Source organism: Novosphingobium oxfordense, assembly GCF_044029435.1.
In the GTDB taxonomy this organism is placed as follows: domain Bacteria; phylum Pseudomonadota; class Alphaproteobacteria; order Sphingomonadales; family Sphingomonadaceae; genus Novosphingobium.
On the sequence record NZ_CP147005.1, the window covers coordinates 2,738,486 to 2,764,405 of the forward strand.

The 25,920-nt window shown below is 62.5% G+C and carries 30 protein-coding genes; 4 read left to right on the top strand and 26 right to left on the bottom strand.

Annotated elements, in window-relative coordinates; all coding sequences use genetic code 11:
* Window positions 1-161: 161 nt before the first annotated feature.
* The 21 genes from WBP07_RS12875 to WBP07_RS12975 form a co-directional block, all read right to left on the bottom strand.
* Entirely contained in the window at window positions 162-4,520 is a 4,359-nt protein-coding gene (locus WBP07_RS12875; RefSeq protein WP_395391548.1) for a beta strand repeat-containing protein, read from the bottom strand.
* A 51-nt stretch (window positions 4,521-4,571) separates the two neighbouring features.
* Window positions 4,572-8,819, bottom strand: a complete 4,248-nt coding sequence (locus tag WBP07_RS12880; protein ID WP_395391550.1) for a hypothetical protein — start codon at window positions 8,817-8,819, stop codon at window positions 4,572-4,574.
* A gap of 167 nt (window positions 8,820-8,986) precedes the next feature.
* On the bottom strand, window positions 8,987-9,415 hold the full coding sequence (locus WBP07_RS12885; RefSeq protein WP_395391552.1) for a hypothetical protein: 429 nt from the start codon (window positions 9,413-9,415) through the stop codon (window positions 8,987-8,989).
* Window positions 9,384-9,731: a hypothetical protein gene (locus tag WBP07_RS12890; RefSeq protein ID WP_395391554.1), complete on the bottom strand. Its 348-nt coding sequence runs from the start codon at window positions 9,729-9,731 to the stop codon at window positions 9,384-9,386. Before WBP07_RS12890 ends, WBP07_RS12885 begins: the two co-directional genes overlap by 32 nt.
* Before the next feature lie 68 nt (window positions 9,732-9,799).
* Window positions 9,800-10,249: a hypothetical protein gene (locus WBP07_RS12895; protein WP_395391556.1), complete on the bottom strand. Its 450-nt coding sequence runs from the start codon at window positions 10,247-10,249 to the stop codon at window positions 9,800-9,802.
* 104 nt (window positions 10,250-10,353) lie between these two features.
* The gene (locus tag WBP07_RS12900; RefSeq protein ID WP_395391558.1) at window positions 10,354-10,830 is read right to left on the bottom strand and encodes a hypothetical protein; all 477 of its coding nucleotides are present in this window, start codon (window positions 10,828-10,830) and stop codon (window positions 10,354-10,356) included.
* Between the two features lie 65 nt (window positions 10,831-10,895).
* Window positions 10,896-11,090 carry a hypothetical protein gene (locus tag WBP07_RS12905; RefSeq protein WP_395391560.1) on the bottom strand — a complete coding sequence of 65 codons (195 nt, stop codon included), beginning with the start codon at window positions 11,088-11,090 and terminating at the stop codon, window positions 10,896-10,898.
* Window positions 11,090-11,467: a hypothetical protein gene (locus tag WBP07_RS12910; RefSeq protein WP_395391562.1), complete on the bottom strand. Its 378-nt coding sequence runs from the start codon at window positions 11,465-11,467 to the stop codon at window positions 11,090-11,092. Before WBP07_RS12910 ends, WBP07_RS12905 begins: the two co-directional genes overlap by 1 nt.
* A 29-nt stretch (window positions 11,468-11,496) precedes the next feature.
* Complete coding sequence (locus tag WBP07_RS12915; protein ID WP_395391564.1) at window positions 11,497-11,943, bottom strand: HK97 gp10 family phage protein; 447 nt, start codon at window positions 11,941-11,943, stop codon at window positions 11,497-11,499.
* Window positions 11,944-12,059: 116 nt separating this feature from the next.
* Window positions 12,060-12,377 carry a hypothetical protein gene (locus tag WBP07_RS12920; protein ID WP_395391566.1) on the bottom strand — a complete coding sequence of 106 codons (318 nt, stop codon included), beginning with the start codon at window positions 12,375-12,377 and terminating at the stop codon, window positions 12,060-12,062.
* Window positions 12,374-12,727 carry a phage head closure protein gene (locus WBP07_RS12925; RefSeq protein ID WP_395391567.1) on the bottom strand — a complete coding sequence of 118 codons (354 nt, stop codon included), beginning with the start codon at window positions 12,725-12,727 and terminating at the stop codon, window positions 12,374-12,376. The genes WBP07_RS12920 and WBP07_RS12925 overlap by 4 nt, the downstream gene beginning before the upstream one ends.
* Before the next feature lie 2 nt (window positions 12,728-12,729).
* Window positions 12,730-13,293 carry a head-tail connector protein gene (locus WBP07_RS12930; protein WP_395391569.1) on the bottom strand — a complete coding sequence of 188 codons (564 nt, stop codon included), beginning with the start codon at window positions 13,291-13,293 and terminating at the stop codon, window positions 12,730-12,732.
* Window positions 13,294-13,295: 2 nt separating this feature from the next.
* Window positions 13,296-13,586, bottom strand: coding sequence for a hypothetical protein (locus WBP07_RS12935; RefSeq protein ID WP_395391570.1), 291 nt, complete (start codon window positions 13,584-13,586; stop codon window positions 13,296-13,298).
* A gap of 106 nt (window positions 13,587-13,692) precedes the next feature.
* Window positions 13,693-14,994 (bottom strand): phage major capsid protein, encoded by a 1,302-nt coding sequence (locus tag WBP07_RS12940; protein WP_395391572.1) that lies wholly within the window; start codon window positions 14,992-14,994, stop codon window positions 13,693-13,695.
* 11 nt (window positions 14,995-15,005) lie between these two features.
* Entirely contained in the window at window positions 15,006-15,704 is a 699-nt protein-coding gene (locus WBP07_RS12945) for an HK97 family phage prohead protease (protein WP_395391573.1), read from the bottom strand.
* Entirely contained in the window at window positions 15,704-17,008 is a 1,305-nt protein-coding gene (locus WBP07_RS12950) for a phage portal protein (RefSeq protein WP_395391575.1), read from the bottom strand. Before WBP07_RS12950 ends, WBP07_RS12945 begins: the two co-directional genes overlap by 1 nt.
* Window positions 17,005-18,870, bottom strand: coding sequence for a terminase large subunit (locus WBP07_RS12955; RefSeq protein ID WP_395391576.1), 1,866 nt, complete (start codon window positions 18,868-18,870; stop codon window positions 17,005-17,007). The genes WBP07_RS12950 and WBP07_RS12955 overlap by 4 nt, the downstream gene beginning before the upstream one ends.
* Window positions 18,815-19,240 carry a hypothetical protein gene (locus WBP07_RS12960; protein WP_395391578.1) on the bottom strand — a complete coding sequence of 142 codons (426 nt, stop codon included), beginning with the start codon at window positions 19,238-19,240 and terminating at the stop codon, window positions 18,815-18,817. Before WBP07_RS12960 ends, WBP07_RS12955 begins: the two co-directional genes overlap by 56 nt.
* Window positions 19,241-19,396: 156 nt before the next feature.
* Window positions 19,397-19,582, bottom strand: coding sequence for a hypothetical protein (locus tag WBP07_RS12965; protein WP_395391580.1), 186 nt, complete (start codon window positions 19,580-19,582; stop codon window positions 19,397-19,399).
* A complete protein-coding gene (locus WBP07_RS12970) occupies window positions 19,579-19,833 on the bottom strand; it encodes a hypothetical protein (RefSeq protein ID WP_395391582.1) in 255 nt (84 codons plus the stop codon). The genes WBP07_RS12965 and WBP07_RS12970 overlap by 4 nt, the downstream gene beginning before the upstream one ends.
* A complete protein-coding gene (locus WBP07_RS12975; protein WP_395391584.1) occupies window positions 19,830-20,144 on the bottom strand; it encodes an HNH endonuclease in 315 nt (104 codons plus the stop codon). Before WBP07_RS12975 ends, WBP07_RS12970 begins: the two co-directional genes overlap by 4 nt.
* 143 nt (window positions 20,145-20,287) lie before the next feature.
* On the opposite strand from WBP07_RS12975, the gene WBP07_RS12980 reads away from it, so the two are divergent.
* From WBP07_RS12980 to WBP07_RS12990, 3 genes are all read left to right on the top strand, one after another.
* Window positions 20,288-20,512 carry a hypothetical protein gene (locus tag WBP07_RS12980; RefSeq protein ID WP_395391585.1) on the top strand — a complete coding sequence of 75 codons (225 nt, stop codon included), beginning with the start codon at window positions 20,288-20,290 and terminating at the stop codon, window positions 20,510-20,512.
* 152 nt (window positions 20,513-20,664) lie between these two features.
* The gene (locus WBP07_RS12985) at window positions 20,665-20,913 is read left to right on the top strand and encodes a type II toxin-antitoxin system RelE/ParE family toxin (RefSeq protein WP_395391587.1); all 249 of its coding nucleotides are present in this window, start codon (window positions 20,665-20,667) and stop codon (window positions 20,911-20,913) included.
* 11 nt (window positions 20,914-20,924) lie between these two features.
* Window positions 20,925-21,491 carry a helix-turn-helix domain-containing protein gene (locus WBP07_RS12990; RefSeq protein WP_395391589.1) on the top strand — a complete coding sequence of 189 codons (567 nt, stop codon included), beginning with the start codon at window positions 20,925-20,927 and terminating at the stop codon, window positions 21,489-21,491.
* Here WBP07_RS12990 and WBP07_RS12995 read toward each other — a convergent pair.
* The 5 genes from WBP07_RS12995 to WBP07_RS13015 all read right to left on the bottom strand — a co-directional run bounded on the left by WBP07_RS12995 (window position 21,488) and on the right by WBP07_RS13015 (window position 25,184).
* Window positions 21,488-22,156, bottom strand: coding sequence for a hypothetical protein (locus WBP07_RS12995; protein WP_395391591.1), 669 nt, complete (start codon window positions 22,154-22,156; stop codon window positions 21,488-21,490). The genes WBP07_RS12990 and WBP07_RS12995 overlap by 4 nt on opposite strands.
* A gap of 87 nt (window positions 22,157-22,243) precedes the next feature.
* Complete coding sequence (locus tag WBP07_RS13000) at window positions 22,244-22,576, bottom strand: hypothetical protein (protein ID WP_395391593.1); 333 nt, start codon at window positions 22,574-22,576, stop codon at window positions 22,244-22,246.
* Between the two features lie 29 nt (window positions 22,577-22,605).
* Window positions 22,606-24,024, bottom strand: coding sequence for a DnaB-like helicase C-terminal domain-containing protein (locus tag WBP07_RS13005; RefSeq protein ID WP_395391595.1), 1,419 nt, complete (start codon window positions 24,022-24,024; stop codon window positions 22,606-22,608).
* Window positions 24,025-24,177: 153 nt separating this feature from the next.
* Window positions 24,178-24,888: a hypothetical protein gene (locus WBP07_RS13010; RefSeq protein WP_395391597.1), complete on the bottom strand. Its 711-nt coding sequence runs from the start codon at window positions 24,886-24,888 to the stop codon at window positions 24,178-24,180.
* A gap of 95 nt (window positions 24,889-24,983) precedes the next feature.
* On the bottom strand, window positions 24,984-25,184 hold the full coding sequence (locus tag WBP07_RS13015; protein WP_395391598.1) for a helix-turn-helix domain-containing protein: 201 nt from the start codon (window positions 25,182-25,184) through the stop codon (window positions 24,984-24,986).
* Window positions 25,185-25,276: 92 nt separating this feature from the next.
* Here WBP07_RS13015 and WBP07_RS13020 point away from each other — a divergent pair, with 92 nt between their 5' ends.
* The gene (locus WBP07_RS13020; protein WP_395391600.1) at window positions 25,277-25,903 is read left to right on the top strand and encodes a LexA family protein; all 627 of its coding nucleotides are present in this window, start codon (window positions 25,277-25,279) and stop codon (window positions 25,901-25,903) included.
* Window positions 25,904-25,920: the final 17 nt, after the last annotated feature.

Below are 25,920 nucleotides of genomic sequence, written 5' to 3' on the forward strand. Positions count from 1 at the left end.
GGGGCAAAAACTCAGAAGCGTCTTCCCGATCATGTTGGCATCGGTGAAACTTCCGCTGGTCTGCCCGTTTGTGGAGAAAGACCCCCAGAATGATCCTGCGTAAGTCGTGAACCCCAAGTACAGAGAGCCGTCATCGTTGTAGAATTTGACCCCGGCGCCCATCAGATGTTGACACCCCACTGGACCTTCAGAGTGCCCGCGGAGTTGTAGACCCGCCAGTTGCCGTTGCTGTACTCGGTGCGCTCGCCTGTGCCGCTCGAACTCTCAAAAGTGACAACGTCTGATTGGAAGCGGAGACTTGAGGCGGAGCCATTGTTCGCCAACTTAATGCCCGCAACCAGGCCACCGGCTGTGACATTCAGCACATACTGGCCGAAGATCGTTGTGATGTTGTTGTTAATGGTGGTGATCGCCGTCTGCTGGCTGGTGATCGTTACGCCTTGGGTGGCGACGGTGGTCGAAAGGCTGGCATACTGCGTGTTGAGCGTGCTGATCGACGTGAAGGACTGCGTAACCGAGGCTTCATTCGAATAGGCCGTTGCCACGGTTCCCACTTCGACCTTTACCTGGCCGATCAGGATCAGCGCGGCGGTGCCCACCGAGGCGTTGCTGATCTGCGCCTGGAACAACGCAGTGACCGTCCCTGCGGGGGCAGTGGCCGTGATGATGTTCGCAAGTCGATTGGGTTGCGTAGGGTTGTAAGCGGTGTGGATCGGGCGCCTTACAGAACTGCGGCTGATCTCGGTGCCGCTGCTGTTGAGCCAGATCAGCGAGAGTGAGAGCGTCGATCCGGTCGGGCCCGTGAGGTAGCTGTTGCAGGTCGCCGTATAGGTGGTGTTCGCGGCCGCAGAAAATGCGGTCGAGTTTATGAGCGAGGTCGCCGCCGTCGATGTCAGTTGCAGCAGTGGGCCGGAACCACTTGCGTTGACCGACATGGTGCCACCCGATGCAGTCCAGCCGGTGGTGCCATTCTCTGGGCCGCCGTTGACGATCAGGTTCTTGTTGCCCGAGGTCACCTGCGTGGTCAGCGTCGCCAGATTGGTGGTCAACGTGGTGATGCTGGTCTGCATCGTGGTGATCGACGCGCCCTGCGTCGAAACCGTCGTGGAGAGCGAGGCAAGCGTGGAGTTCGTCGTCGCCAGAGTGGTCGCCTGGCTTTCAACCGTCGCGGTCGAGTTGCTGGGAGCGTAAGGTTGCGGCGTGGCTGACGTGACCGTCGTCTCCTTGACCTGGGGACGCATCCACCACCCGGTGCTCGTCCCCGCCCCAGCGTTGGTGAAGTGCTTGCGCAGGATCAGCCGCGCGCGGGTAGCCGTTGGCGGGGCCAGCAGCGGCGCTGCAAAGCCCGCCCGCCCCCAGTTCCCGATGAACTGTCCGCCTGTCTTGCCGTTCAGGATGACAGAGGCAGGAGAGGAGACGACTGCCGTGTCGTTCCAGAACTGGAAATAGAGCTGCATGTTGCAGCCCGTGCAGGCCCAATAAGCTGAGGGGTCATAATACTTGCCGGCTTCGACCGAGGTCCACTGGCCGATCTCGCCATAGCCCGCGCTGTCGCCGGTGGTCTGGCTGATCTCAATGACGTTGCAATTGGCCGGGGCCTTCGTCGAGCCAACCTGTCCACCCTGATAGCGGGTGAAGACCATGGGGTAGGCGCCACTGGTGAGCGAAGGCCAGCCAGCGGTGCCGCCAGTGAACTCGCTGTCGGTTACGAGGTTGCCGCCGCCGGCCACGACCTGCGTCTTGAGAGTGGCGATGTCGCCCGCCTGCGTGGTGCTGGCGGTCTGGAGCGAGGTGATCGATGCGCCCTGCGTCGAGACGGTCGTGCTCAGGCTGGTGACGGTGCCCTGCAAGGTAGTGATCGCATTGGCGTTGGCGGTGATCGAGCCGCCCTGCGTCGACACTGTCGTTTGCAGCGTGGCGATCTGACTTGCCTGGGTCGACGATGCACTCTGGAGCGTGCTGACGTTGGCTTCGATGCCGACCACGCGGCCGGCGTCGATTTCAGGCTGGGAAGCGGGCCGCCAGCCGACACGGAAGAAGGTGATCGTCGTCGCGGTCGCAACGCTGCCCTGCGAGACGAAATGCCCGAAGTAGAAATCGTTCGCGGTCGATGCCCCGGAGACCAGCTGCACCAGCTTGCGGTAGCGGTAGATGGTGCCGACGACACCGGCGCCGCGGACGACGTTGTTGCTGTCAGGATCGAGGGCGAACCGGAGCAGGCCGTTCGCAGTGCCGACACCCGATACAACGCAAGCGCAGGCCTCAAGCGAGCCAGCATCTAGGCGGATATCCGCCTCCATGACGATCCAGTTCCCGACATTGACCGTCCACGGCGCGTTCGGCGTGGCACGTTGGCGCAGCAACACGATATCACTTCCGGCAGGCATGACGCCCTGCACCGCGGTCGGCCTGGTCTCGCCTGCAACCTTGTTGATCGTCCCCGACGTTTGCGCCCAATTGGTAGGCAGGGTTTGCCCGGTCGGCCAGTTGTTGAAATCAGCGTTGAGGTTCATGAGGCCGCCGCCGGCGCTCACAACCGTCGTGAGGGATGCCAACTGGCCGGCCAGCGAGCTGCTCGCCGTTTGCAGGGCTGTGATCGAAGCACCCTGCGTCGTCACCGTGGTTTGCAGTGTGGAGACGCTGCCCTGCAGGGTGGTGATGGCGTTGGCGTTGGCCGTGATCGAAGCACCTTGCGTCGATACGGTCGAACTGAGGGTGGCAACGCTGCCCTGCACGTTCGTGATCGCCGTTGCGTTCTGCGCGATCGATGCGCCGTGCGCCGTGACGGTGGTGGAGAGCGTTGCGAGCTGCCCCGCCTGGTTGTCCGCGGTCGTTTGTAGGGTGCCGATCTGTGCCGCCTGCGTGCCCTGAATGGTCTGCAACGTGGCAATATCGCCGCCGTTCGCGAGAATATCGGCCTGTGCCGCAAGGATCTCGTCGCCCTGATGAGTGATGTCGCTTTGGGCGTGCTCCAAGGCGGCCTGCATCGTTGCCGCCTCGGCGTTGATGACTGCGATGTCGCCGTTGATCTGCGTCACTGCTGCGGCGACATCAGCCTGAGCCTGTTCTGCCGCAGCCATAGCCGCAGCGATATCGATCACGGCCTGGGCGGCAGCGACCTCAAGGGCGGCGAGCTTCGTATCCTGAGTTTCGAGCTGACTGACGACCTCTTCGGCGGGTTTTCCTGCCACGTCGGTTCCCGCCGGCGCGCCCACGGTCGCATTGTCTTCGGGCTTGGTGCCTTCAGAATCGCCAACGTCCGGCCAATCTACGCTCGCCGAGAGGGGGTCGACCTTGCCGGCCGTGCTCAAGCCCTCGATCGACAGCGACAGATCGCTGACCATCGTGTCGCGCGCGATCGAGAAATCCTTGAAGAACCCGTAGATGGTGAGGGTCTCCATGCCCTCCTTGCCGATCCAGAGCGAAGGTTTCGCGCGTACGCTGGCGATCCGGTTGGCAACCAGGTCGATTGCGTCGGTGCGGATTTTCGCCTGCAGGGTCATGCGCTTCGCCCAAGCGCGCTCGACCACCTGGATATCGCCGAACTCGTCGGCTTCCTTGCGGCTGAAATCAGTGATGCCAGCCTTTGGGGAATCGGTGGTCTGCCCAAGCGCGACAAGCGGGCCGACCAGCAGCGTACCGACCTCAACTGTGCCCGGGCCCGTGATGGCTACGGAAATCGGGCCGGCCAAACCGGTGAGGTCCAGAAAGGTTACCGTCCCGCTTTCGTTCGGCGCCGCCGTCCGGTCATACCCGGCCGCCTGCACTCGCACGGCCGAACCAACCACGTCGAGCAAGGCAATGCCGTCGATGGCGCCCGCGTCCAGCAGAACCGTTATGGAGCCCGCGGCGGTGGTAACAGAGCCCAGCGCCTGGTCGAACATCGCCCACCGGTTGGTCGGACCGATATCGCGCCACTTTCCGGAAATTCCCTCCGGCTCGTTGCCCGTGTTGTTCTGCGCCGCGCTTTCGAATATCCGGTGCGTCCCGGCCCTGATTACGCGATCGCCCAGCGCGTATGTCGTGGACGCTGACCACTGCAGATAGTCGTTCTCAGCCACCGTGCTTGCGGCCAGCGTATCGTCGTCCACGATGGCCGGCTGAAGCAGTTGCAGCGAAGAAAGCTGCCCCACTGGCGCCGGATCGCCGCCGGGATCGGCAACGACCTCCGTCGCCACCAGCGCTTCCACCGTCAGCGTGCAATAGCTCACCGGTGGGATCGCGAGATCAATCTCGAAATCCTTGTAGAAGCCGCGGAAGTTCAGCCAAGCGAACCGATCATCGGCAACCCACTGCGCAGGCGTGGCCCGTAGCTTCGCAAGCGTGCGCTGCAAGGCGTCGGTCTGGTCGAACGGGACGATCAGATTGACGGACATGCGCCGCGCGAAGCCGCGCTCCACGACGGTCGTCACGCCATAGTCGTCGGTCTCCCGGCGACTATAGTCGACGATCCCGATCGTGGGCGTGGCCTCAGTAACGCCGAGGTCAATGACCTCGCCGCCGTCGAGAACGACCTTCATTCAACACCTCGATGTAAAGAGTTGGCGCGGACCGGGCGGCCCCGCGCCGGATCAGCCGTTTGCGACGTTGATGGCGTCGCCGGACGGGCTGACGTTTTCGAGCACCTTGGCCGAGCGGTTGACGCCGCTGACGATGGCGGCGTTGCCGCTGTTCATTTCGGACCGCATCTGCTCCACCTTGTCGGTCAGGCTGATGATGGCCGCGCCGACATCGGTGGTGGAGCTGGTTGACGTGCTGGTCGATCCGGTCGCTGCAGCGCTCGCCGAATCCACTGTGGCCGAAGCCGAGGACGACGACGAACCCGTGAGACCCGGGATCGCATCATACACGCCTTCCAGCTTTGCCGCCGTTTCCGCCTTGATACGCTCCAACTCCTGCCGGCTCGTGGCTGTGTTGCCGGCAGCGTCGAGCAGCGATTGGCTCAGGTCCACCAGCTTGGACGCCGCATCCTGATCGCCGGCGCGTGCCGCCGCGATGGCCGCATTGAACTGGCCCTGCAGGGTGGCGAAGCTGGCCGCATCGTCGCCGCCGCTCAGGCCGCGAATGCGGTTCACTTCGTCAAGGATGCTGTCGCCGACCGATTCCCACGCCTGCTGCAGTTGCTGGGCAGCCGTGGCCGCCTCCTCCTGCGCCGCGGTCAAGGCCTCCTGTGCGGCGTTGGCGTCCTCGATCGCATAGAGCTGCTGCAGGAGGGCACGCTGGGCGTCGCTCGTGGCGTCCCTCAGTTCCTTGGCTCGAGCGATGGCCGTAACCGTCGCGTCGTCGCCCTGGGCTTCTGCAATGCGCGACTTGATGTCGTTGAGGGCGTCGGTTTCCTTGTTCATGGCCTCCTGACGCTTGATGCTCAGCAGCTGCTCCAGCTGGGCATATTCTTCGGCCGTGGCGCCCGCCTCGGCGAAGATCGAGCGCAGGTTGGCGAATTCCTTGTCGATGCTGTCCAGCTCGGCGCCGACCGGATCAAGGTAGGTCTTCAGGTCGGTGAACACGCCCTCGAAGCTCAGCGCCTTGTCGATCTGCGCGGACAGATCGTCGCCCGACTTCAGCAGGTTGTTGGTCGACTGGCGGATACCGTTGATGGCCCCGCGCTCGATCGCCAGCTTCATGGCATAGGCCACGGCCGCCTCGGCATCATCGTTGAAGTCGACCGCGCCCTTCTTGACCTTCAGCGAGGTGCCGTTGGCGTTGACGCGATAATCGCCGTGGCGCACGCCGACAGCAATGCTGCCGAAATCGCCGATGATACCGCCGAACTGCTTGGCGAGGTCCGTCAGGCTGCCATAGATGCTGTTACCGGCGGCGAGCGCAGCCTTTTCCGAGGAACCGCTGTTGCCGGAGGTCGAAGACACGCCCTCCGAGGTCAGCGTGACCCGGCCCCACTTCACCTTGGTCAGCATGCCACCCAAGACGTTGCCGACGACGCCACCCACGATCGATCCGAGCGGACCGGCAAAATCGCCCAAACCCTGCAAGAGCTTGCTGCTGCTCTTCGCCAGGGTCTTACCAAGTATATCGCCCGCTTTTCCGCCAAGCGCGCCGCCGATGGCCGACCCCAGCTGTTCGGTGGACGACTGCTTGCCGAAGATTGCCGAGCTGGCCGCCACACCCAGCCCTGCGCTTTGCAGCGTCTTGGTCAGCGTCGTGGCAAATTCGCCCCCCTTCTTGAAAACCTTCGTGAGTTCGGTGCCGATTGTCTTCGCGATGGCGCGGCCCTGTTTGTCGACAACGGTTTGCCCCTGATCGTCTGTTTCGAAGCCCATCCCGACATTCAGCAGATTGCCAAGCTTCCCACCAATGCTGGTCGAATTTCCGGTCACCAGACCCAACAGGGTGGCAATCCCCGCGCCGGCGCCGCCCAAATTGCCCAACGTGTTGATCAGGTCGCGGTACTGGTCTTCCAGCGCCGCGGCCGCATCCTGCTCCCGCTTGAGATTGTCCATGCGCTCATCGAAATAGAACTGGCCCATGTTGTCGACTTCGCGCTGAAACTCGGCCCATTCGCTGTCGGCGCTGGCTTGGGCTTGTTTCGCCGCAAGAGCAGCCAGCTTAGCGCCAGATTCCTTGATAAAGTCGTCGATGTTAAACGCTTCTTTGGTGGCCTTGGCCACCGCTGCGCCAGTTGCCTTCCCTGCTTTCTCCGCATCCTTCTTTGCGCGAGCTATCGCGCGCTTCTGGGCAAACGGGCTGATGGCATCGGCGAACTCGCCGACGAAATCGCGCTGCATGGTGTCGGACAAGCTTTTGACGAGGGCGTTGCCCAACTTCGCGCCGGCGCCGGCGTAGCTGTTCTCCAGCTTGTCGATGTGCGGCGTGTCGAGGGCGCCGATGTGCAAGCCAACCTTATCGAGGATCGTGTTCGCCTGGTTCACGTAGCCGTTGATCAGGTCCACCGCCTTTTTGATCAGGCCGTTCATCGCGTCGATCGCGTAGTTTGTGGCGCTGATGAATATGTCCGCAACGCCGGAGGGGATGAGCTTCCACGTATCCATCAGCGCACGAGGGACGACCGACGTAAGGCCAATGATGCGGTTCACCGCCCACTTGGTCCAGCCAAGCACCGTCTTCCAGACATCGCTCGTCTTGATGCCGAACGCGTCAAAGGCGGCCGCCAGCCCATCCTGCAGGTAGGAAACCAAAGCATCCCAGGCACCCAACAGGGTATCGGACCAGGAGACGCTGACCTTCGAGTTTTTGTTGATCTCAGAGGTAACGAGGCCGATGCCACCAGCCAGCACCGCGGCTGCGGCAGCCAGTGGCAGGAGCACGGCTCCCACGGATCCGAGACCCGTCGCCATAGATGCGCTAGCGGCTTCGGTAGCTGCGGCCGAAGCTGCCTGTGCTCTTGCAAGCGCACCTTGTGCTGTTGTCGCTTCTACGGCGGCGGCAGTGGATGCCTCCTCCGCCGCCACCAGTCGTGCGTGCGCGGCCGCTGCTTCAGTGGCTGTCGATGCATTGGCAACCTGCGTGCGAGCAAGCGCCACCTCTGCGTCGGCAGTCGCCACGTTCGCCGCCGCGCGCTCGGCTAGTGAGGCGACGACAGCTTCATGGGCCGCTGCCTGGCGCGCGGCTGCGATCATCGCTTCGTCTCCAGACGTTTTGATGATTCCGGCGGCAACCAAGGCCTCGGCGGCGAATGCCTTTACGCCCAGACCAGACTGCTGGATGACGCCGTAAATCTGCGACCCTTGCTGCGCCAACGCTGTGAACGCCAGCTTCAAAGGCGCACTACTCTGCGCGGCGCCGAGCATCTGGATGCCAAGATCCTGCATCTGAAAGCTCAGGTTGAGCATGTGGTGTCCCGCAACCTGACCGCCATGGCCGAGAGGGCCGAAGCCTTCCGTGTTGAGCAGATTCACGCGGGTCTGTAGATTATGGATGATCTTGGCGTAATCGTCAGCAGCGAGACGGCCCTCTCGAAAAGCTTTTTCTGCCAGATCCATCTGCGCATTTAGCTGCGCCTGCGCAGTGCCAGCTGGGTTTGCTTGCTTCTTCAAATCCTCGATCGATTTCGCGTACTCGGCCTCGGCATCAGCCGCTGCCCTAGCGGCATCAGCCGTGCGCTTCTGCTCCTCAGCATACGCCCGCGCCCGCGCCTCTGCCTCCGACAGCGCAGCACCGGCGGCGCGGATCCTCTCCGCCTGGTCGGGCATACCGGCGGCGGCGGCAGCGGCGGCGCGCTGGGCAACTTCCATGTCGCGCAGCTCGGTAGCCGTCTTGCCGATCGCAGACGCTTCGGCCTGGAGCTTCGCGGCGTAGCTATCCGCAGATGCGACCGCTGCGGCTCGCTGGCGGGCGGCCTCCTCTTCGGCCTGGGCTGCTGCGCGCGCGGCCTGCTCGGCCTCCTTTATCGCAGTGGTCCTGCCCTTGAGTGCTGCGATGGACTCCAGCGATGCCTGCCGCTCCCGGCTGATCGCCTCCGCCATCTCCTCCGCCGATATGGCACCAACGGAGTAGGCCTGGCGGATGCCCTCGACCGATGCGCGATATTTCTGGATCACGGCGAAGAGCGGGTTGTACTGCGCGCGGAGCCGATCGAGCTCCTTGCCGTAGGCGGCGAAGTCCTCCGCAGATCGTCGCATGCCGCCGGTGACGCCGGTCACCGCATTCACCCTGGTTTCGACATCCGCAGAGGTCTGCGCGATTTTGCGGAGGTATTCGTTGGCGCGCTCGGCTTCCTGCGAGAACTGTTTCAAGCCCGCACCGGCCCCGCGTCCAATCCCGGCAAGGTTGTCGTTTGCCGCTTTCGCGTTCCTGGCGATGTCGCCGCTGGCGTCCCGGACTGCGCGCTTTACCTTGTCCATATCAGCCTGGAGCCGAGCGACTTCGGCCACAATCTCAATCGAGAGACGACCCGCCGGGATGCCACCTGCCATGCCAGTACCTCATAGAAAAGGGCGGACCCGAAGGACCGCCCTACATTTAAAATCTGTCACTTGTCGGGTTGCGCCAGTTCAAGGCGGCCGCTTGTTTAATGGTCTATAACATGGCTGTAGTCAGGCTTGCCGTTAACTAAGGCAAATTTACATTCTCGCGTATCGCGAATGGGGACTCCAAGTGGATTTGATGCATCGTATTCGATATTTACCGATAGATATCCGGAAGCAGGATCGAGGTTGGCTTCAACAGTGCCATCCTTCTTCGCGGCTTGATTAATTGAGCGGACCATATCTGCATCAAATATAAGTGTCTCGGCCTTTACTCTTCTGTACGTCGTCGGCGCCTTGAGGTCGCCAAGCAAATCGTTTTCGCACTGCTCGATGCCGGGCTCGTAGATGCCGTGACACCCCATAAGGGGCGCCACTGCAAGAAAGGCCGCCGCTACTCTCAACATCCAATCCGCTCCCCAAAAGAGCATCGGATACTGTCTAAACTTCGCGCTGGCGAGGCCGTTGGCCAAACGCCGCAATCAGCCCGGCAAATTGCTCATCGACGCGCTTGCGGGCGCTGTCCTGATCGGCCTTTAGCCTCGGTTCCATGCATGCTGGGTCCCGCGCCTCGGCCGCCTGATTGACGAACGCCCGGGACAACCGACGCAACGTGCGGGCCTCCCATGGCGAAAGGTGGACGCCGATCAGATGGGACCAAGCCACCATTTCGTGAAAGCCGAACGCGGATTCCCCGCCAGGTGCTGCTGGACCAATCTCCAGCAGCCAGTCGGTAAGATACGGCGCGGGATTGAATGGCAGGACCGGCTCGCGGCCCTGCCCCCTCATCGCATTGATGCGGGTGACCGGCTCGGGCGACTTGCCCTTGCCGGTGTGCTCTGCCCGCGGAGCGGTGTTCAGCCAGGCGAGCTGTCGGACCCAAAGTTCGAGAGCGACTGCGACGCCTTCATAAAATTTTCCCAGTTGCTTACGTCGGTGTCCATGTGGTCACGGATGAAGCCAAGCAGCGGGTCCGAATAGACGGCGCGGACCGTTTCCTGATCCGTGTGGGCGCCGTCGATCTCGATGCCGTTGAAACGCTTGGTAACGGCGCAGAGGAACTCAATGGTATCCTCTTCCTTGAAGTCCAGCGCCGCCTCGAACTTGCCGTTCGCCTCGCGCGACCTCTTCACGGCCTTGCGCTGCTTCGTTGCGTTGGCGGCCTGCCAGATCTTGGTGCCGGGGCCGAAAACGGTAGCGGTGATTGGGGCGCCGGTGTCCGGATCGCGGAGCGGCGAGCCGTCAGCGTTCTTGACGGGCAGGTCGGAAATATCCGCAACGCGGAGGTTGGTGATCTTGAGAGCCATGAGGCATGCCTTTCAGGGAAGGTGCCTGCCGGAAGCCCTGACAACCGGCAGGCATGAAAAACCCCGCGGCAAGCGGGGCGAAGGCTCAGGGGCGAGTTAGAAGATCAGTCTTCCGGCGGAATGAAGACGAGGCCGTCTTCGTCGTCGGAGACGATCGTGTATTCGAGGGCGATCTGGCGCGTGGCGATGTTGCTCGTGTCGCCATAGTTCTTGGTGCCACCCATCACGAGCGCACGCGCACAGATGGTGCCCAGCCGGGGGTGCTCGATGAACACCGAATAGGGATCGTCCTCGTTCGTCGCGGTGTCCACGAGGTCCTGGCCGGCATCGCTGGGATCGATCCCCACGGTGATCGTCTGGGTGCCGAGGGTGTAACCGCCCTTCGCCTTGCTTTCGCCCCGACTGGCGATGTTGCGCCACGTCACTACGTCGTAGACGCGGCTCGGGATATCGCCGAGGTCGCTGACCTCACCGATCTGGGTCGCGGTGGCCTTGAGGGTGGTGTAACCCGCCGCATCGAAGGTTGCCGGGGCTGCTTTTGCCAGGAACAGTTTCGTCCCGGCCGAAGTGAAGACCGTCATATGTGTTCTCCATGAGAAATGCCCCGAAAGCGGGACGGACTATCGCCGGGGACGGCAATCTCGGGTCAGTCGGGCGCGGCGCTCGACTTGGATTCGGCAGCTGCGGCGCTGACCGTCGCCTTCTTGGCGACAGGCGCGCGCTCGAAGCGCTTGGTGGGCTTGAGGTCTTCGAACTGCGCGGCGGGCATCCGCACGGGGGCGCCCTTGGCGTAAGTCTTGCCGTTCAGCGTGGTGCGGCGGGTAGCGATGGCGTCAATCATCAGCGGGGCTCCAGATAGGTGACGATGAAGTCTTGGGTGCCGCACCAGATCGAGGCATCCTCGAACATAAAGTCCGGTCCGGCCGGCTCGGTGTGGATGGTGACAGCATTGATGCCTGGCACTTCGGGGTTGAGCTGGTCGGCGGCGGCCCGGCGCACGGCGCGAAGGATGGCCTTTTGCTCGGGATAGTTGCGGGCCTGGACCGTGACCTGCACCCGCTCGCGAACATGGCGCCACTCGCCAGGCGCGGGGATGTTGCGATCGAACTTCGATACACTGGCCAACGAAATGGACGGAAGAGTTCCGCCCAGCGGTCGCGGACCGGCGGCAATGTCGTCGCCCGGCACGAGATCGACGAGTGGTTCGTTGGCGACCATCACTGATCGCACAGCGGCAACGCCATCCATCAGGCGGCCACGTCCATGCCGGCCAATGAATTAAAGCCGGTCTTGTTCTCGATCACCGCGACGACCTTTGTCCGAAAGGCCGCGATCGCATCATCCACGGTTGTGTCGAGCGCGACCCGCATGAAGGGATGTGCGGCGTGGCCCGGATGGTGAATGATGCCCGATACGAAGCGATCGCCGATCTTCATCGGCCGCAGCGTGACATTGCCCGAACCCTCGGCGGCCTTCCGAACGGCAACGCGCCCTTGCTTCGCGCCGGTGCGAGCGATGAGGTGCGGCGCCACGCCGTATTCGCCGAAAAACCCGAGGTAGCCATCAGGCTTACGTTCATCGACGTAGATCCGGATCGAGAAGGTTCCGTCCTGGTTCTTCCGCGCCGATCCCTTGGTGATCGCGGCGGCGACCTTGGGTGACCAGCTGCTTGCCCGCAGCTTCGCCTCGGCCATGACGGGATTTGCCGCTGCGGTGAGCCCCGATCGGATAGCCTGCGTTGCAACGCGCTTGCCAACCGCGTTGAGCGCCGCTTCAAGCGCCCTGCCACCGGAAACGGGGGAACTGCGGCTCATGCGAAGCTCACCTCCGCACCGTCGATGAGGAACGTTACGGTGATCTCCGTTCGATCGACCGTTTGATCCAGCGATGCGCGGACCTGGCCTGGCAATCTGTTGCCATGCTGGTCGCACAGCAAAATCGCCTTGACGCTTGGCGTGATGCAATCCCCGACGATCCGGACCAGCAGCGCCGGCGATTCTTCCTGCTCGGCCGCCGCCTCGGCATCGGCCTGCATCTCGGCTTCGGTCTTCTTCCGGCCGCGGACCAATTGCATCGGCCCGCCGTCAGCCGGGCGGAACTCGACCATGTGATATTCGCTGTCACTCACGGCTCGTGGCCCTCCGTGCTCAGTTCCTCGGCCATCATTTCCCATTCCTTCCGGCGGCCCTTCTCGGCCGGGCCGGAAACAATGCGGAGCTTGCGGCCATCGATGTCGATGCGCATGTCGGCGGTGACGTCGATGCCGTCGAAGTAGTCGATGCGGATGCGCGCCGGGCGGCGCTGGATCGTCAGGCTCTCGTCGATTGTCTCGGCGCGCGACGGAAGCACGTCCTGCACTTCCGCCCAAGCATCCGAGGCCTTGACCCATCCTTCCTCGACGGTGGTCCCGTAATTCGGATCCTTCGTGGTCTGGCGGACCTCGAAAATCACGAAGGTGTCGCGCTTGCCGCCGGACATGGTCAGGTGAAGATCCGGAACGGGGAAAGCAGTGTCTGGACCGTGGTCGACATCGGGATCTTCGTCGCGCCGGTCCCGGTACCAACGGTCACCGTCTCGCGGTTTGCATACATGTCGCCGACCATCAGTAGAATGGCGGCGCGGATCGGCGGCGGCAGATCGGCGTAGCCAGCACGGTACTGGATCCGGACCGCCTCAGGATGAGAAAGGACAGACGGCCAGCGCTTGCCGAAGGCCGAACCAAGGAGCCAGCCGCGAAGCTCGTACTCGCTCGGAAGAACCGTGACCTCATCGCCAGTGCCTGAGAGGTACTTCACGCTGACGATCTCGATCACCGGGCCGAACGGCAACCGCATGCAATCGTGGAAGACGTCGGCGTATGCCTCCAGGACCTGATCGCCGATCGCCCGGCCAAGCCAGCCATCCGGCCCGTCGATATGCCCGGTGGCTGCGGCGACATAGGCCTCGATCAATGTGTCCTCGACGTTATGCCGCACGCGCAGGTGCGCCTTCGCTTCCGTGAGGCCTACCACCGACGCCGGCGGCGCAACCACGAGGACTCGCATGATCAGGCCTGGCCGGACGTCTTGTCCGACGACTTCGGGGCGGCCTTGTTCCGCGGGGCCGGAGCCGGCTTGCTGGCGATGGGCTTGGGTTCGCTCTTTTCTTCTGCCACGTTTGCGTCCTCTTTCGCGTCGTCGGGATGGGCCTCGTCGCTGATGATCTCGATGAGGCCGACGGCCTTCAGCTCAGCGGCTCGGGCGCGCGTGACCGAGTGCTCCGAACCTTCGGGCACGTTCTTGTCGGCATCGACGCCCTCGGCGCCGCAATAATCGCGCTTCACTTTGATGATCGGCATGAGGTTTCTCCTATTCGGGGCCGAAGGGAGGCTGGCGCAGGCGAATCCTGCGCGGCGACGCGAGCGCCAGCCACCGTTCGGGCGGGATTGCTCCCGCCCTCCCGTTTTAGGAGCCGCTGAAGTCGGCAAATTCGCCGTAAATCAGCGCTTCAGGGCGGTACACGGCCAGCCCGAGCCGCTCCTCAGCGAGGATCGTGACGAGGTTCTTGATGAAATTGTCGCGATCTTCGGTCGACAGCTCGACGGTGGCGTCCTCGCGGTCGAAATACTGGCAGGCGAGCTTGAAAGCGCCGGTCAGGAACTTGTTGACGGTCATCGCGGGCGTTTCGACGACCGGCAGACGCCACAGGCGCGGCTGTGCGCCGTCGGCGACGTTGCCGATGATGTATTCGCCGATTTCGTTCTTGGTCGTCTCGGCGCGCGCCCAGTCGATCGGGTTGAGGACATGGCCGGTTGCCGGGTATTCGGCCAGAACCGCCTGCAGCATGGCGTAGCGCATTTGATCGAACATGTTGCCGGCGACGAGTCCGCCAGGAGCGGCATACTCGACCGCCTGCGGGATCATCCCGAGCAGGTTGGTGCCGGTTCCGTCGCCTTTAAGCAGCTGAAGCTCTTCGGCATAGGCCAGGCCGTAGCGCAGGCGGCCGTCGATATAGCTTTCGAGCATCGGCGCGTCGGAGAGGATCTGGCGCGATGCCTGCACCCAGTGGGCGATCGTCGCGACCGGGAGCGTCTTCAGGTCGAACTTCAGGTCCGACTGCGGCTTCTGCAGGGTTTCGCCCACAGTTGCCGCCGCGTTGACGAAGCCCGTCTCCTGGACGAACTGGATCGCATTCGACGACGTGCGGCCCGGCGTGATGAGATCGCGCACCGTCATGCGCCGCTCGGGCGGTGCGACAATGCCGTCGCGGCGATCGGGAACGATCAGGTCGCCCGCCGAGCCGTTGGCATCGGTGGTCAGCGAAGTGATGATCGCCTTGGTTCCGAACTGAACGGCGCCTTTCGACGGCGCGCGTTCCATGAACGACTTCACGTCCTCGCATTCGGTGAACATACGGCCGACCGACTTGCGCTCGTTGTCGCCGTCGCTGCTGCCGGACCGGGCGAGCTTCTGCTCGATCTCGGTCATGGTGGCGGAAAGTTCGTTGAACTTGACCAGCGCCTCGTCAGCACTCTGCTTGGCAGAGGCCGTGAGCTGCTCGCCCTTTTCGAGACGACCTTTCGCGTCCTCGGCGAATTCCTTCACCTTGTCGGTGGCGGCCTTCAGGTCGCGGGAGAGCTGCTTGACGTCGATGTCGTCGCCCTCGCCCTTGCGGCCGAATTCCGGCGGTCGGTACTCCGGCGAGACGGTGCCGCCCATGGCGAGAGCAGCCGCGCTCGACGCGGCCAGAATGGCGGGATGCTTCATTTTTAGGTCCTTCAGAGCTTGGGCAGGTCGAAGCCTGCAATGGCGTCGGAAATGGATTTGATGTCGCCGGCGCCCACGGACTCACTCCGGAGCAGATGATCCAGGCCATGGCTGGCGATCGCCGCGGCCTGAGACTTCGAGAAGGGAAAAGCCTCGCGCAGTGCCTTCTCAAATTCGGGTTTCGTCGGAAGCTGCCCCCGCTCCAGCTTGAACTTGACCGCCTCGACGCGAGCGTCATCCTTCGCAGGAAAGGTCACGAGGCTGACTTCGACGAGATCCAGCTTGTGGAGCGTGCGGACGCCGGTCTTTTCGTCGTAAGTGGACTGGCGGACCCAGTAACCGATCGACAGACCAGTGACGGCACCGGCTTTCAGCAACGCGTGCGCTTCGCGGGCCTGGGCAACGTCGTCCTTGAGCAGGCGACCCTTGACCTTCAGGCCATGGCCGTCTTCCTCCAGGAAGTCGTAAACGCCGATCGGTTCGGCGGTGCGATGCTGCCAGAGAACCGGCACGATACGGTTCTTCGCCTTGAGTTCGGCGAGGCTCTCCAGGAACGCGCCCTTTGCCACGATCTCGCCGTAGCTGTCCGGGTCGCCACCGAAGACGGAGCCGTAACCTTCGAATGAACCGTCGTCGGCAACATCGCTGGCCTTGATCGACAGGCTGAAGTCGCGGACCTTCAGCTGACCATGCTTGTGGTGCATCAGCATCACGCGTCTTCCTTCTGCTTCAAAGAGGGCAATCCTTCGGGGAACAGCCAGTCCATCATCGACCGGCGCGCGGCTTCGCTGCCGGTGCTCGTGATCTCGCCGAGCTTCCCGACCGGGATCATGTTGGACTGAATCGTCAGGTCATCACCGCCTGGCAGCGGCGGCAGGTTTTCGAGGCGGCGGACCTCGTTGCGGGTCATGATGCCGTTCTGCACCAGAAGGGAGTAGAAGGCCGCACGAGCGGCGCTGTCCGCCCTGAGAAGACCCTCGATGTTGATCTCGACGGTGATCGTCAGCCGCTCGGCAGGCGTGAGCAGTTGCTTCGCAATGGCCTGCTCGATGCGCTTCAGGCGCTCACGCAGGCCGAACATGAGCCAGCCGAGGGTCTGCTGCTCGATACTGCTGCCCAATTGGGTGTTGCCGGCGGTATGGCCGACCAGGTGCGGGGGGACGCCGAACCACCGGCAGCCGTCCTCGACAGAGAACTGTCGGCTCTCGATCATCTGGGCGTCGCCAGCATTGATCTCGATGGCCTGCCAGGTCAGGCCCGCTTCTAGTACGAGCGGCCGTCCGTTGTTTTCCCCGGCAAATGGCTCGACGACGTATTTGTAGATGTCCTCGCGCTGCTCTTTTTTCAGCGTCGCGTTGTCCTTGGTCGTCAGGACGCCGGAGGGGCGGAGGCCATTCTTGTAAATCTGCGCCGCAGCCTCGTCCGTGGCCATCGAAAGGCCGAACGAGTGCCGGCCGAACGCGAGCGTCGAGAGGCCGCCGAGGGGCGATCCGCCAAACCCCCGGATATGGAACATTTCGTCCTGGCCGATATCGAAGGCTTTGCCGCCTTCCGAGAATCGGTACCTGATTGAACCATCAGCTGCCCTACGGGCCTGCACCGCCTCCGCGCGAAGCGGAGTCAGTGCAACGATCTTTCCTCCGCGCCCTCGAGTTATGCGGGCGAAGGCATCGCCCCACAGCTCCAGGCTGACGCACATGAACTGCCAGAAATCGAGGGCGGTCTGGTCCGCGTTCGGGCTGTCATGCAGCAGCGCATAGAGCGGATGCGCCTTATGGACCTTGCGACTATCCCCCGTGGGGTCATGGTACACCATGAACGGGAGCGAGGAGATCGTGCCCGACACAATGCGAACGCATGCCCAGACAGTCGAAATCGTAAGAGCGTTGGCCGCCGTGACCGTCTTGCCCGAGTACGACGGTGCACCGAACACACCTTTCCAAGCCGACGGTGCTAGCAGGGACAGTGCGGTACGCAGGCCGCGCATCATTTTCCGGCCGAAGGAGAGCTTCATGCAGCCTTCGCCTTCATCGCCGCGAGGTAATCGTCCATGCTTCCCTCCTCGCTTGGCGGCTCGATCATCGGCTCGATGGCGTTGATCAAACCATCCACTCCGTCGATCTTGTTCGGGCTGTTCGCCGCTTCCTTCTTCGGAAGGATGGAGCCGTTCACGCCGCGGGTGACGACGGCGTTGCCGATCATCCACGTCATCACCTGATTGCCGTCGTGCGCGAGCTGGCTGGAGCCAGCCTTGACGCGCGCCTCGACCTCCTTGGCCGGGTCGGTGTAGTTGTTCGCATTTTTCGAGAGCTGGACGGCGAAGGGCTCGCCGCCGTCATCGAAGTCCTCATTGAGGCGGGAGGCCATCGCGAGCCCGCTGTTCCATTGGTCGAAGGTTACCCGGCGCACCGTCAGCTTTTGCTCCAGCTCCCGGATTTTTGCTTCAATGACCCGATGGTCGATGAAATTGCCCTCGGTGGCGATCAGGTCGCCGGACGCGACCCATTCCTTGTAAAGATCGGTGATCTGCTTCAGCGAGTTGTCCTGGCTCTCCAGCCGGGCCTCGGGGCAGAAGAACCACGGTTTGACCAGAAGGCGGCCATCTTCGGTCTTCGCTGCCAACACCAATGCCGAAAGGTCATCGACGTTGGAAAGGTCGCCGCCGAGGTAGCAGTCCAGCCCTATGAAGTCGTCGAGGGTGAGGCTGTTGTCGGCGCAAGCGATCCACTGGGAGACATTGAGCCAGGCCGAGGCGGCGCCAAGCCACTGATTCAGGTTCTTGGTTCGGAAATTACCTTCGGCGGAAGGGCTGGCCTTCGCCTCGATGGCGCGTTTCCTGATCTCCTTCAGCAGCGAGGGCGCCGCAGCTGCAAGCGGGTTTGCCTTGATCCAGGTGCGCTCGTCGTAGGGGTCATCCCCTTCCTTGCGCTCCGGCGTGAAATCCTTGGGTCCGTCCAGCGTGTAGATGATGACGAACATGTGCTCGGCGATGATCGACCGCTCCAGCACCTTGGTCCCGAAGGTCCGCTGCTCGTAGCAGATGCCGAGCGTGTTGAACCCGGCCGTTGTGATGATCCATAGCAGCGGCTGCAACCGGGCGCCGAAAGCGGAAACCATGACGTCGTACAGGCCGCGATCAGAGTGGGCATGCAGCTCGTCGAGCGTGACGACGTGCGGGTTGTGGCCGTCCTGCGATTTCGACTTGCTGTGAATCGCCTGCATGTAGCCGCCGTTGTCGGCGCAGGTGATAGACTTGGCCCAAGGGATGAGGCCGAACGCTTCCTGAAGCGCCGGGGTCTTCTCGACCATCCGTTTCGCCGGGTGGAAGACCTTCTTCGCCTGGTCGAACGTGGTCGCCGCCGTCAGGATCTGCGGGCCTGGCTCGTCCTCGCAAGCGAGGCAGTAGAGCGAGACCACCGCCGTGAGCGTCGACTTCGCGTTCTTGCGGGCCAGTTCCTCATAGACGACGGTGAACCGCCGCAGGCCTGCTTCCTTATCTCGCCAGCCGAACACGACAACGAGGATGAAGATCTGGAACGGCTCCAGGTCGATCAGGCCGCAACGCTCGTCGTGCTCGCCCGCGAGCACCTTGGCGCGCGGGCATTTGCACCAGTTACCCTCGACGTGCGGTAGCTTTTCGGCGAAGTCGCACACGTCGTTGCCGTGCCACGGGTCGAAGTAGTACCCGAAATCCTTCTTTTTCGAGCGCTTCAAGTCATCAAGGTGTCGCTGCGCAGCCAGCCGGACCCACTTGCAATGCGCGGTCTGCTTCTTGTCCGCCGCGGCGCGCTTCGCATAGTCGAGCGCGATCGCGGCGTAGTCACGAGCGTGACCGGTGTCCGTTGCGCTTGAACGGGTTGCCCGGCTTTGAGACATCCGCGGCACCTCCGCCACCGCCGACGCGGCTCTTCGGCCCCGCTATGCGGAGCAGTTCTTCATGCTGGCGAAGCACCGTGAGATACGCGGCCGGAGGTGGGTCGCCGCCGGCATTGAACGCCTGGCGTACGAGTGCCTCCAGAGAGCAGTATCGGGCGAGCAGGGCGCTATCGATCTCGGTCACACCAGCCGACATCACGCGGCCGAGCACCTCCATCCAGACGTCCTGCGCTCCGGCCGTCAGGTAGTCCGGCATGATCGGCGGATCGCCGGGCGCCAGCAGTTCGGTCTTCCCGCCATCGCGGGAGGGTTGGAATGTGCCGCGAGCCAGCTTGGCGGACGGCGTTTCAGCCTTCGGCCCTCGCTTCACGGGCACCTCCGAAATTTAATGTGCAGCCGAAATTTAATTCGACCCCAGAAGTTTAATCCGCACGCGCAAAAAAAGTGGTCGGGGCGCGGTCCTGAGGCCAGCCTCCCCTGACTTTTTACCCGCCCCCACCCTTCGTAGCGTCCACGCGCAACATCGTTACGCGCCGTCGCGGTCTCCTACCTCTATCTCGACCTTGCAGCCCGCCACGGCTGCGGCGAGGCGCATGAGCGGCGTCGCCAGCCACAAGCGAGCTCGGGAGATGCTCAGGAACCGGACCCGGAGCGTGATCGACTGGACAAGCGCAGGTGCAGAGAGGCTGATCGTCGAGGATGCCACGCTCACTGTCCTTCCGGTTTCAGGGTCACAGACACAACACCATGAATGGTTTCCATCGCGATGTCGTCCGTGCCGGGTCCGACGTAGGCCTGACCGCTATCGTCGCGCTTGCACCGTGTCACCGTGCCAGCCTCGATGTCGTACGAATGCACGCGACCGTACTGGTCGATGCCGTCCAAGGCGATGACTAGGCGTTGGCCGAGATCGGGATCAAAGTCCTCTTGGTCGACGGAGTAACGCGAGGGGATCTCGATCATCTCGGCCTCCTTGCTTGGGCGCGCTTGGCCTCCGCTGCCGTCTTGATCCGGTGGCACGGTGCGCAGATGCCCTGATAGTTCTCTCTGTCGCCGGTCCCGCCTTCGGCCAGCGGCTTGATGTGGTCGGCGATCGTGGAGGCGCTGATGCGTCCTTCCTCTTGGCAGGGCCGGCATAGCGGTTCCTCGCGCAGGACAATCGCCCGCATGATCTCGTGTTGCCGGCCATAGCCGCGCGCCTGCCTGCTCTTGCGCGTGGTGCGCCACGCCTTGGCGCGGGGCCGCTTGTTGATCCGGGGCGGCCTGCTTGGCATCGAACACCCCGTAGCTAGAATGGAGCGGCCAACCGGGATCGAACCGGCATCATCAGCTTACAAGACGGCTGCTCTACCGCTGGAGCTACGGCGGCGTTGGTGACGAAACGGCTAGGCGCACGATCAATGCGCTTTGCCGACGCATGTTTGAAACTGCTGGCCAGCTCCATAACTTCCCGCTCATCCAGGTGCGGGAGTCGGTTATGAAACCTTCAATCGAGCGCCTGCTATGCCGGGCGCGAAAGGAAGCTCGCAAGGCGCAGGAAGCGCTTCGTCGCAGACGTTCTATCGCTGCCGTCTATGCCCACCGCGAAAGAGCCGTGGCTTATCACGCGAAAGCCCTGCTGCTGAGCAAGGCGCACTCCTGAAAGCAAAACGTCCGCTCGCCAGGTTGGCTGCGGACGCACTAATGAGGATTGAACAGTCGCACTTTTTCGTGCCCAGCGCAACCGCAATTTAAACGTTACAGAGAGTAACGTTTGCTTGACGCTCGATGTTACTCTCTGTAACAGTGCTTCTCATGAAGCCGATCCAGTACACCCGCTCAGCCCTCAAGACGCTCCGCTCGATGCCCGCCAATATGGCGGCTCGGATCGTTTCGAAGGTTGAAGCTTACGCCGCCGACCCGGCTTCGCAGGCGAACAATGTCAAGGCCCTCAAAGGCAGCGACGACATTCGTCTGCGGGTCGGTGACTGGCGCGTCATCATGAACGATGGCGTCGTGCTGACGGTGATCAAGATTGGCCCTCGCGGCAGCATCTACGAATGATGGAGGCTCACATGGGTGAGATGGTTACGATACCGATCGAAGAGTACAAGGCGCTCAAGGAGGCGGCTGAAGATCTAGCAGACATCCGCGCCTCGGAGCGCGTGAAGGCGGCCGTCGAGCGCGGCGACGATGAGTATGTGCCAGCCGAACTGGTCAACCGCATCCTCGCTGGCGAAAGCCCTCTAAGGGTCTGGCGCGAACATCGAGGGCTGACGCAGCTCGCGCTGTCGGACAGGGCTGGCGTCGGTCGTGCTCAGATTGCGCAGATCGAAGGTGGCAGGCAGAGCGGCTCGATCCAGACGCTGCAGAAGCTGGCTAATGCACTTCGGGTGCCGATAGATGATCTCCTCATTGAGGAATCTATGGGCAGCAGAATCCTCTTTCCCGAAGGCGAGCCCGACTGGTTTAGAGACGAGCTCAATGACCTTCTGGATGGTGCCAAGATCGTTAGCTATTCCATCAGCGGAGACACTTACGTGATTCATACCAAGCAGTTCAGCAAGCGCCTGCCTGATGCTCTGTACAGCTTGCTCGTCCGTGCTGGTGCGAAAGCCGAGTTGGTGAGCCTCGACGTTTAGGTTGAGTCTCGTCGGCGTTCTACATACTGCTCCACCGCCATAACAAGGGCGCGCAGACCAGCAAAGAACTCATCGCGGACGATCTGCCGGTGCGTGCCCGACTTGGGGACCAGCTTGACGATCGAGCGCGGATTGCGCTTGCCCTTGCCCACGTCGATCCAGTCAACCTCGCGACTACCGAAGCGCTTCATCGCGACCTCGGAGAACGTGAAGTCCAAAAGAGCCACATCGCGCAGCGTGTGGACCATGGCGCCCAAATGCCTTTCGATGCCTCGCAGGGTCGTTGCCCCGAACGCCCTAGCCTCGATGGCGGTGATGGCGCCATCCGATCCAGACGCGCCGCGCGGCCGCACGTCAAGTGCACACCGGGTCTCTGACATTTCGCTGGCGTCGAAGGCAGCGCGGTAGAAGCGCAACGCCTTCAATTGCTCGCTGCCGAGCCCCTCAATCTTCTCGAACTTCGGCTGTTTGCGGTACGCCTTCCCGATCGTGACACGGCCTTTCAGCTTCACGTCGACGATGTCCTGTTCAACATAGGTCGCGTGCCGACGCTGCTCGGGGGTCGGCCCGGCTGGTAGGGCCTTGCGCGGTTTGGTGGCTGTCGCGGCGCTTGAGCGCGCCTTGGTTTGCGCTGCGAGCGCGGCGATGGTCTCGGTCTTAGGCATTCGTATCGTCCAATTCTCGGGCAAGGCGGCGGGGGCGCTTTTCGATCGACGGGTTCGCCGATGACACGCGCGCCATTTTTTGGCGAACTATTGCCTAAGCCGCGATGCGCGGATTGCTTCGCCCTCCAATTCGTGTCGAACCTCACCCCACCAACGGTTGAGGAACACGGCCGCTTCGACGTCGTCCAGCGCATCCTCGACGATGGCGATGATTTTCGAATACAGTGGGATACCCCCAGCGAGGTAGAGCGTCATGCCGATCTGGCGGATGGCGAACAGCAGGCCGGAGACGCGATCTTCAACATCACCGAGCCTCATGGTGTTGTCACCGCTCCGCCACCGAGGTTCATCCCGAATGGCCGTCCAGATCGCGATAACTTCCTGCGCCAGCCGCTGCTGGGCTTCGTCGGTCATGTTCATGATTAATCTCCTTTGCTCGTGTCCGCCTTTCACGCCGCGAGTTCGACGAACTTGCTGACGCGAAAATCGAATGTTGCCTTGATGCTGGCTCGGCGCCCCGGGAGCCCCATCCGGACCTTGGTCACCGCGATATCCGCTTCGTTCACGTCGAACTTCGGACGATGGTACACAAGGCCGTAATCGGCCTTATTGGCCCAGTGTGCCGATCCGCTGATGTCATAGAGACCGGGAATCTTGTTCACACCAGGCTGCGGCTTCGTCGGATGCGCAACCACCCAGAAGGCCACGTCGTACTGCTTGGCAAATCGCTTGATGGCTCGGATGGCCCGGCCAATGTAATCCGTTTCACTCTCATCCCGCCTGCGCCTATGCTCAAGCTCATTCCAGGGATCGAGCACGATCATTTTGACGCCTTCCCGCAGCACGGCGGCACGTGAAAGTTCAAGAAATTTCTCGAGGTCCATTTCCATGTCCTCATCGACCGCCTGGCTAATGATGCTAAGCCGATCCCGAATGATCTGATCGATCTCCGACTTGTCGATGGCGCCGAGTTCGTGCTTGCCGCACCCCAGCATTGCCACCCTCAGTCCGTCGACGAGGATCGGTTTCACGTCGGTCTCAAAGCTAGCGACACAAACCGGGAAATGGCGGATGAGGGCATTCCCAATTATCGCGTTCATCAAGGTAGATTTACCCATGTTCGCGTACCCGGTGACCACCGTCAGCGTGCCCGGAACGATCGACAACATATCCCGGATCGGCTCGACCCCGACATCGTATGCCCGCACCTGTCCGCGCTCGGGGAAATCATCGACCTTGTAGAGCCCTTGGATCGGAAACGGGCGCGCGGTGCTGATGCAGTCGACGACTTTCTGGGGTCCGAAATCGACCAGAACTTCGTTCAGGTCCTTGCATGGCCATGGGTAATCGATGAACCGGCAACGATCAGCACCCAGCAACGCAACGAGGTCAGCTCGTAGATAGTACCCTGCCTGATCATCGTCCGCGGCGATGATGAACTCACGGACTTGCGCAAGGTCCTCCGCATGCCGATCGACCCAGTCATACCGCTTTGCATGATCGAGGTTCTTGGTTTCAGAGGAAGGGGCCCCGTTTGGAACGGATACCGCGAACGCGAACCCCGACTGAATCGCCGCCATCGCGTCCCACTCGCCCTCCGCTATCACGACAGGCGCTTGCCCGCTGCGTACTTTCGGATCGCTGAGGCAATCCGCGTTCCACAAGGCAAGCGGCGCGCCGGCGTCCATGCGATGATCCTTCTCGCTGGTCAGCCGGTACTTGTGGTTGATGATCTCGCCGCCCTGCGTGTACGGCACGGAGAGCCACGCCTTCCCTGCCATGACAACCGTTTCCAGGCCCAACGCCTCGGCAAGCTTGGGATCTAGACCGCGTGCCTCGATCCACGCCTTGTGCTTGTCGTGCATCATCGAAAATCGCTCCGCTCTCGCCGCAATGGTGGCAGTGGAAAAGGATTGTGGTTCCGTCGAAGGTGACGCTCATGCACCGGTCGCGCTTATTGCGGCGACCAGCACTGCACCACGGGCATATGTGTTTCCCGGGTTTCGTCGGCCGCCAGTCCATCAGCACGGCCCGGTGAAGCTAAGCTCGCCAGAATGGGTCCGGCCCCTTGCTCGCAGGGACGCCTCCATGAACGAGATTGGATCGATTGCGCCCTCACGCTTGGCGGCGCCGATCGCTGCGATTACAGCCTCGGCCCCATGAGCTTTCCGCGCCTTAGCCAGCCAGGCTCTGGCTGTGCTTTCGGCTTTCCCGGACTGCGCGAGCAGCGCTACGCCCGCGTCAAACATGATCTTCGACGGATCGACGGCCGCAGGCCCGTTCTCGTTAGAGAACGGAATATCTGTCTCTGTCTCTGTCTCTGTCTCTGGCGCGTTCCGATGCGTTCCAGAGCGTTCCGACGCCGTGCCGCTAGCGTTCCGATGCGTTCCAGAGCGTTGCTCCGCACCGTTCTTCGCGGCTTCACGCTCTTTCCACGCCTGCTTCCGCTGCGCGGCCGTTCCATCCTCGCGCTTCGGCTGCCGCTTGCTCCAGCCAGTTAGCCGGTCGTCATCCAAAACCTTGCCTTGCATTGCGGTTCGGATCGCTTCCACATCGGCGGCATCCATGTCGAGCGCGGCACCTGCGTCTTCGTCGTCCCATCCAGAGAGCGTCCCGCGCTGCTCGGCATTGCCGCTGGCGTTGACCATCATCAGGTTGAACACGGCGATGACACATGGGAGCGGCTGACCACTCTTCCGGGCTATGACGCGCCACTTGGGATCGGTAGGCATGTCGTGCCAAAGGCGGACCCAATCAGTCACGAATGGCTCCGCCCTGCATGAGCGCGCCGAGGAGGGCCGCTTCGGCCTCTACGTTCGCGAGCATGTCAGGCGACCTCTACCGGAAAGAAGTCGTTCGGCTGGACCTTACCCTCCGTCGCCTTAGCGATGGCGGCCATGAACTGGGGTCGGGGCACACGCCGCCCAGCGACGTACTTCGCAACGACGCCCGCGTTCGCGGCGCCTATCTGCTTGGCGAATTCGTCATAGGTGAGGTCTGCCTCGACGAGATAGTCTTTGAGCTGCATGAACCCATGATATTTCCTATTTGGACATACGGCAAGGCGTGGCGTGTCCATTTTGTGCACTATTTCTTAATATCCGTATTGGATACAAGGAGATGTCTTACGAGGAACTGTTGATGTCGAACCTAAGCGAAGCGATCCCGAACCGAGTGCGCGCTCTCCGCGCCGAGCGCGGCTGGTCCTTGGCAGAGCTGGCTGAGCGCGCCGGGACAACCGCGCCGCAAATCATGAAGCTTGAGAAGTCGCAGCGCCGGCTCGATCTCGCCTGGATTGAACGGCTTGCCGCCGCATTCGATATTTCGGAAAGCGCCCTCATTGGCCAGGAGCCATCGCTTCCCAAAAACCCGTTCCTGATCCCCCTGGTCGGCGAGATCGCGGCCGGAAATTGGCGCGAAGCCATTGAGCATAGAGAAGATATGATTTTCCCACCTGTGGAGGGCCTCAGCGAAGCAGCTTTCGCCTTGCGCACCCGCGGCGACAGCATGGACAAGATCATCCCGGACGGCGGGTATGTGGTGATCGACCCCTATGAGGCGGACCTGCGCGAGGGCAAGGTTTACGCCGTAATGAATTCCGAAGGCGAGACGACTATCAAGCTGTTCCGTTCGGACCCAGCACGGCTGGAGCCCTGCTCATCGAACCCAGAGCACCAGCCGATCAGTCTGGGCCGCGAGCAGTTCACCATTATCGGAATGGCTAAAGGTGCATTTGTACCCTTATGATGAAATTTCCAAATCGG

Coding starts and splice junctions, on each gene's coding strand:
- WBP07_RS12875 (WP_395391548.1), bottom strand. CDS start 4,520: ATGAAGGTCGTTCTCGACGGCGGCGAGGTCATTGACCTCGGCGTTACT.
- WBP07_RS12880 (WP_395391550.1), bottom strand. CDS start 8,819: ATGGACAAGGTAAAGCGCGCAGTCCGGGACGCCAGCGGCGACATCGCC.
- WBP07_RS12890 (WP_395391554.1), bottom strand. CDS start 9,731: ATGAGGGGGCAGGGCCGCGAGCCGGTCCTGCCATTCAATCCCGCGCCG.
- WBP07_RS12895 (WP_395391556.1), bottom strand. CDS start 10,249: ATGGCTCTCAAGATCACCAACCTCCGCGTTGCGGATATTTCCGACCTG.
- WBP07_RS12900 (WP_395391558.1), bottom strand. CDS start 10,830: ATGACGGTCTTCACTTCGGCCGGGACGAAACTGTTCCTGGCAAAAGCA.
- WBP07_RS12905 (WP_395391560.1), bottom strand. CDS start 11,090: ATGATTGACGCCATCGCTACCCGCCGCACCACGCTGAACGGCAAGACT.
- WBP07_RS12910 (WP_395391562.1), bottom strand. CDS start 11,467: ATGGTCGCCAACGAACCACTCGTCGATCTCGTGCCGGGCGACGACATT.
- WBP07_RS12915 (WP_395391564.1), bottom strand. CDS start 11,943: ATGGCCGAGGCGAAGCTGCGGGCAAGCAGCTGGTCACCCAAGGTCGCC.
- WBP07_RS12925 (WP_395391567.1), bottom strand. CDS start 12,727: ATGTCCGGCGGCAAGCGCGACACCTTCGTGATTTTCGAGGTCCGCCAG.
- WBP07_RS12930 (WP_395391569.1), bottom strand. CDS start 13,293: ATGCGAGTCCTCGTGGTTGCGCCGCCGGCGTCGGTGGTAGGCCTCACG.
- WBP07_RS12935 (WP_395391570.1), bottom strand. CDS start 13,586: ATGCCGATCATCAAAGTGAAGCGCGATTATTGCGGCGCCGAGGGCGTC.
- WBP07_RS12940 (WP_395391572.1), bottom strand. CDS start 14,994: ATGAAGCATCCCGCCATTCTGGCCGCGTCGAGCGCGGCTGCTCTCGCC.
- WBP07_RS12945 (WP_395391573.1), bottom strand. CDS start 15,704: ATGCTGATGCACCACAAGCATGGTCAGCTGAAGGTCCGCGACTTCAGC.
- WBP07_RS12950 (WP_395391575.1), bottom strand. CDS start 17,008: ATGAAGCTCTCCTTCGGCCGGAAAATGATGCGCGGCCTGCGTACCGCA.
- WBP07_RS12955 (WP_395391576.1), bottom strand. CDS start 18,870: ATGTCTCAAAGCCGGGCAACCCGTTCAAGCGCAACGGACACCGGTCAC.
- WBP07_RS12970 (WP_395391582.1), bottom strand. CDS start 19,833: ATGATCGAGATCCCCTCGCGTTACTCCGTCGACCAAGAGGACTTTGAT.
- WBP07_RS12975 (WP_395391584.1), bottom strand. CDS start 20,144: ATGCCAAGCAGGCCGCCCCGGATCAACAAGCGGCCCCGCGCCAAGGCG.
- WBP07_RS12980 (WP_395391585.1), top strand. CDS start 20,288: ATGTTTGAAACTGCTGGCCAGCTCCATAACTTCCCGCTCATCCAGGTG.
- WBP07_RS12985 (WP_395391587.1), top strand. CDS start 20,665: ATGAAGCCGATCCAGTACACCCGCTCAGCCCTCAAGACGCTCCGCTCG.
- WBP07_RS12990 (WP_395391589.1), top strand. CDS start 20,925: ATGGGTGAGATGGTTACGATACCGATCGAAGAGTACAAGGCGCTCAAG.
- WBP07_RS12995 (WP_395391591.1), bottom strand. CDS start 22,156: ATGCCTAAGACCGAGACCATCGCCGCGCTCGCAGCGCAAACCAAGGCG.
- WBP07_RS13000 (WP_395391593.1), bottom strand. CDS start 22,576: ATGAACATGACCGACGAAGCCCAGCAGCGGCTGGCGCAGGAAGTTATC.
- WBP07_RS13005 (WP_395391595.1), bottom strand. CDS start 24,024: ATGATGCACGACAAGCACAAGGCGTGGATCGAGGCACGCGGTCTAGAT.
- WBP07_RS13010 (WP_395391597.1), bottom strand. CDS start 24,888: ATGCCTACCGATCCCAAGTGGCGCGTCATAGCCCGGAAGAGTGGTCAG.
- WBP07_RS13015 (WP_395391598.1), bottom strand. CDS start 25,184: ATGCAGCTCAAAGACTATCTCGTCGAGGCAGACCTCACCTATGACGAA.
- WBP07_RS13020 (WP_395391600.1), top strand. CDS start 25,277: ATGTCTTACGAGGAACTGTTGATGTCGAACCTAAGCGAAGCGATCCCG.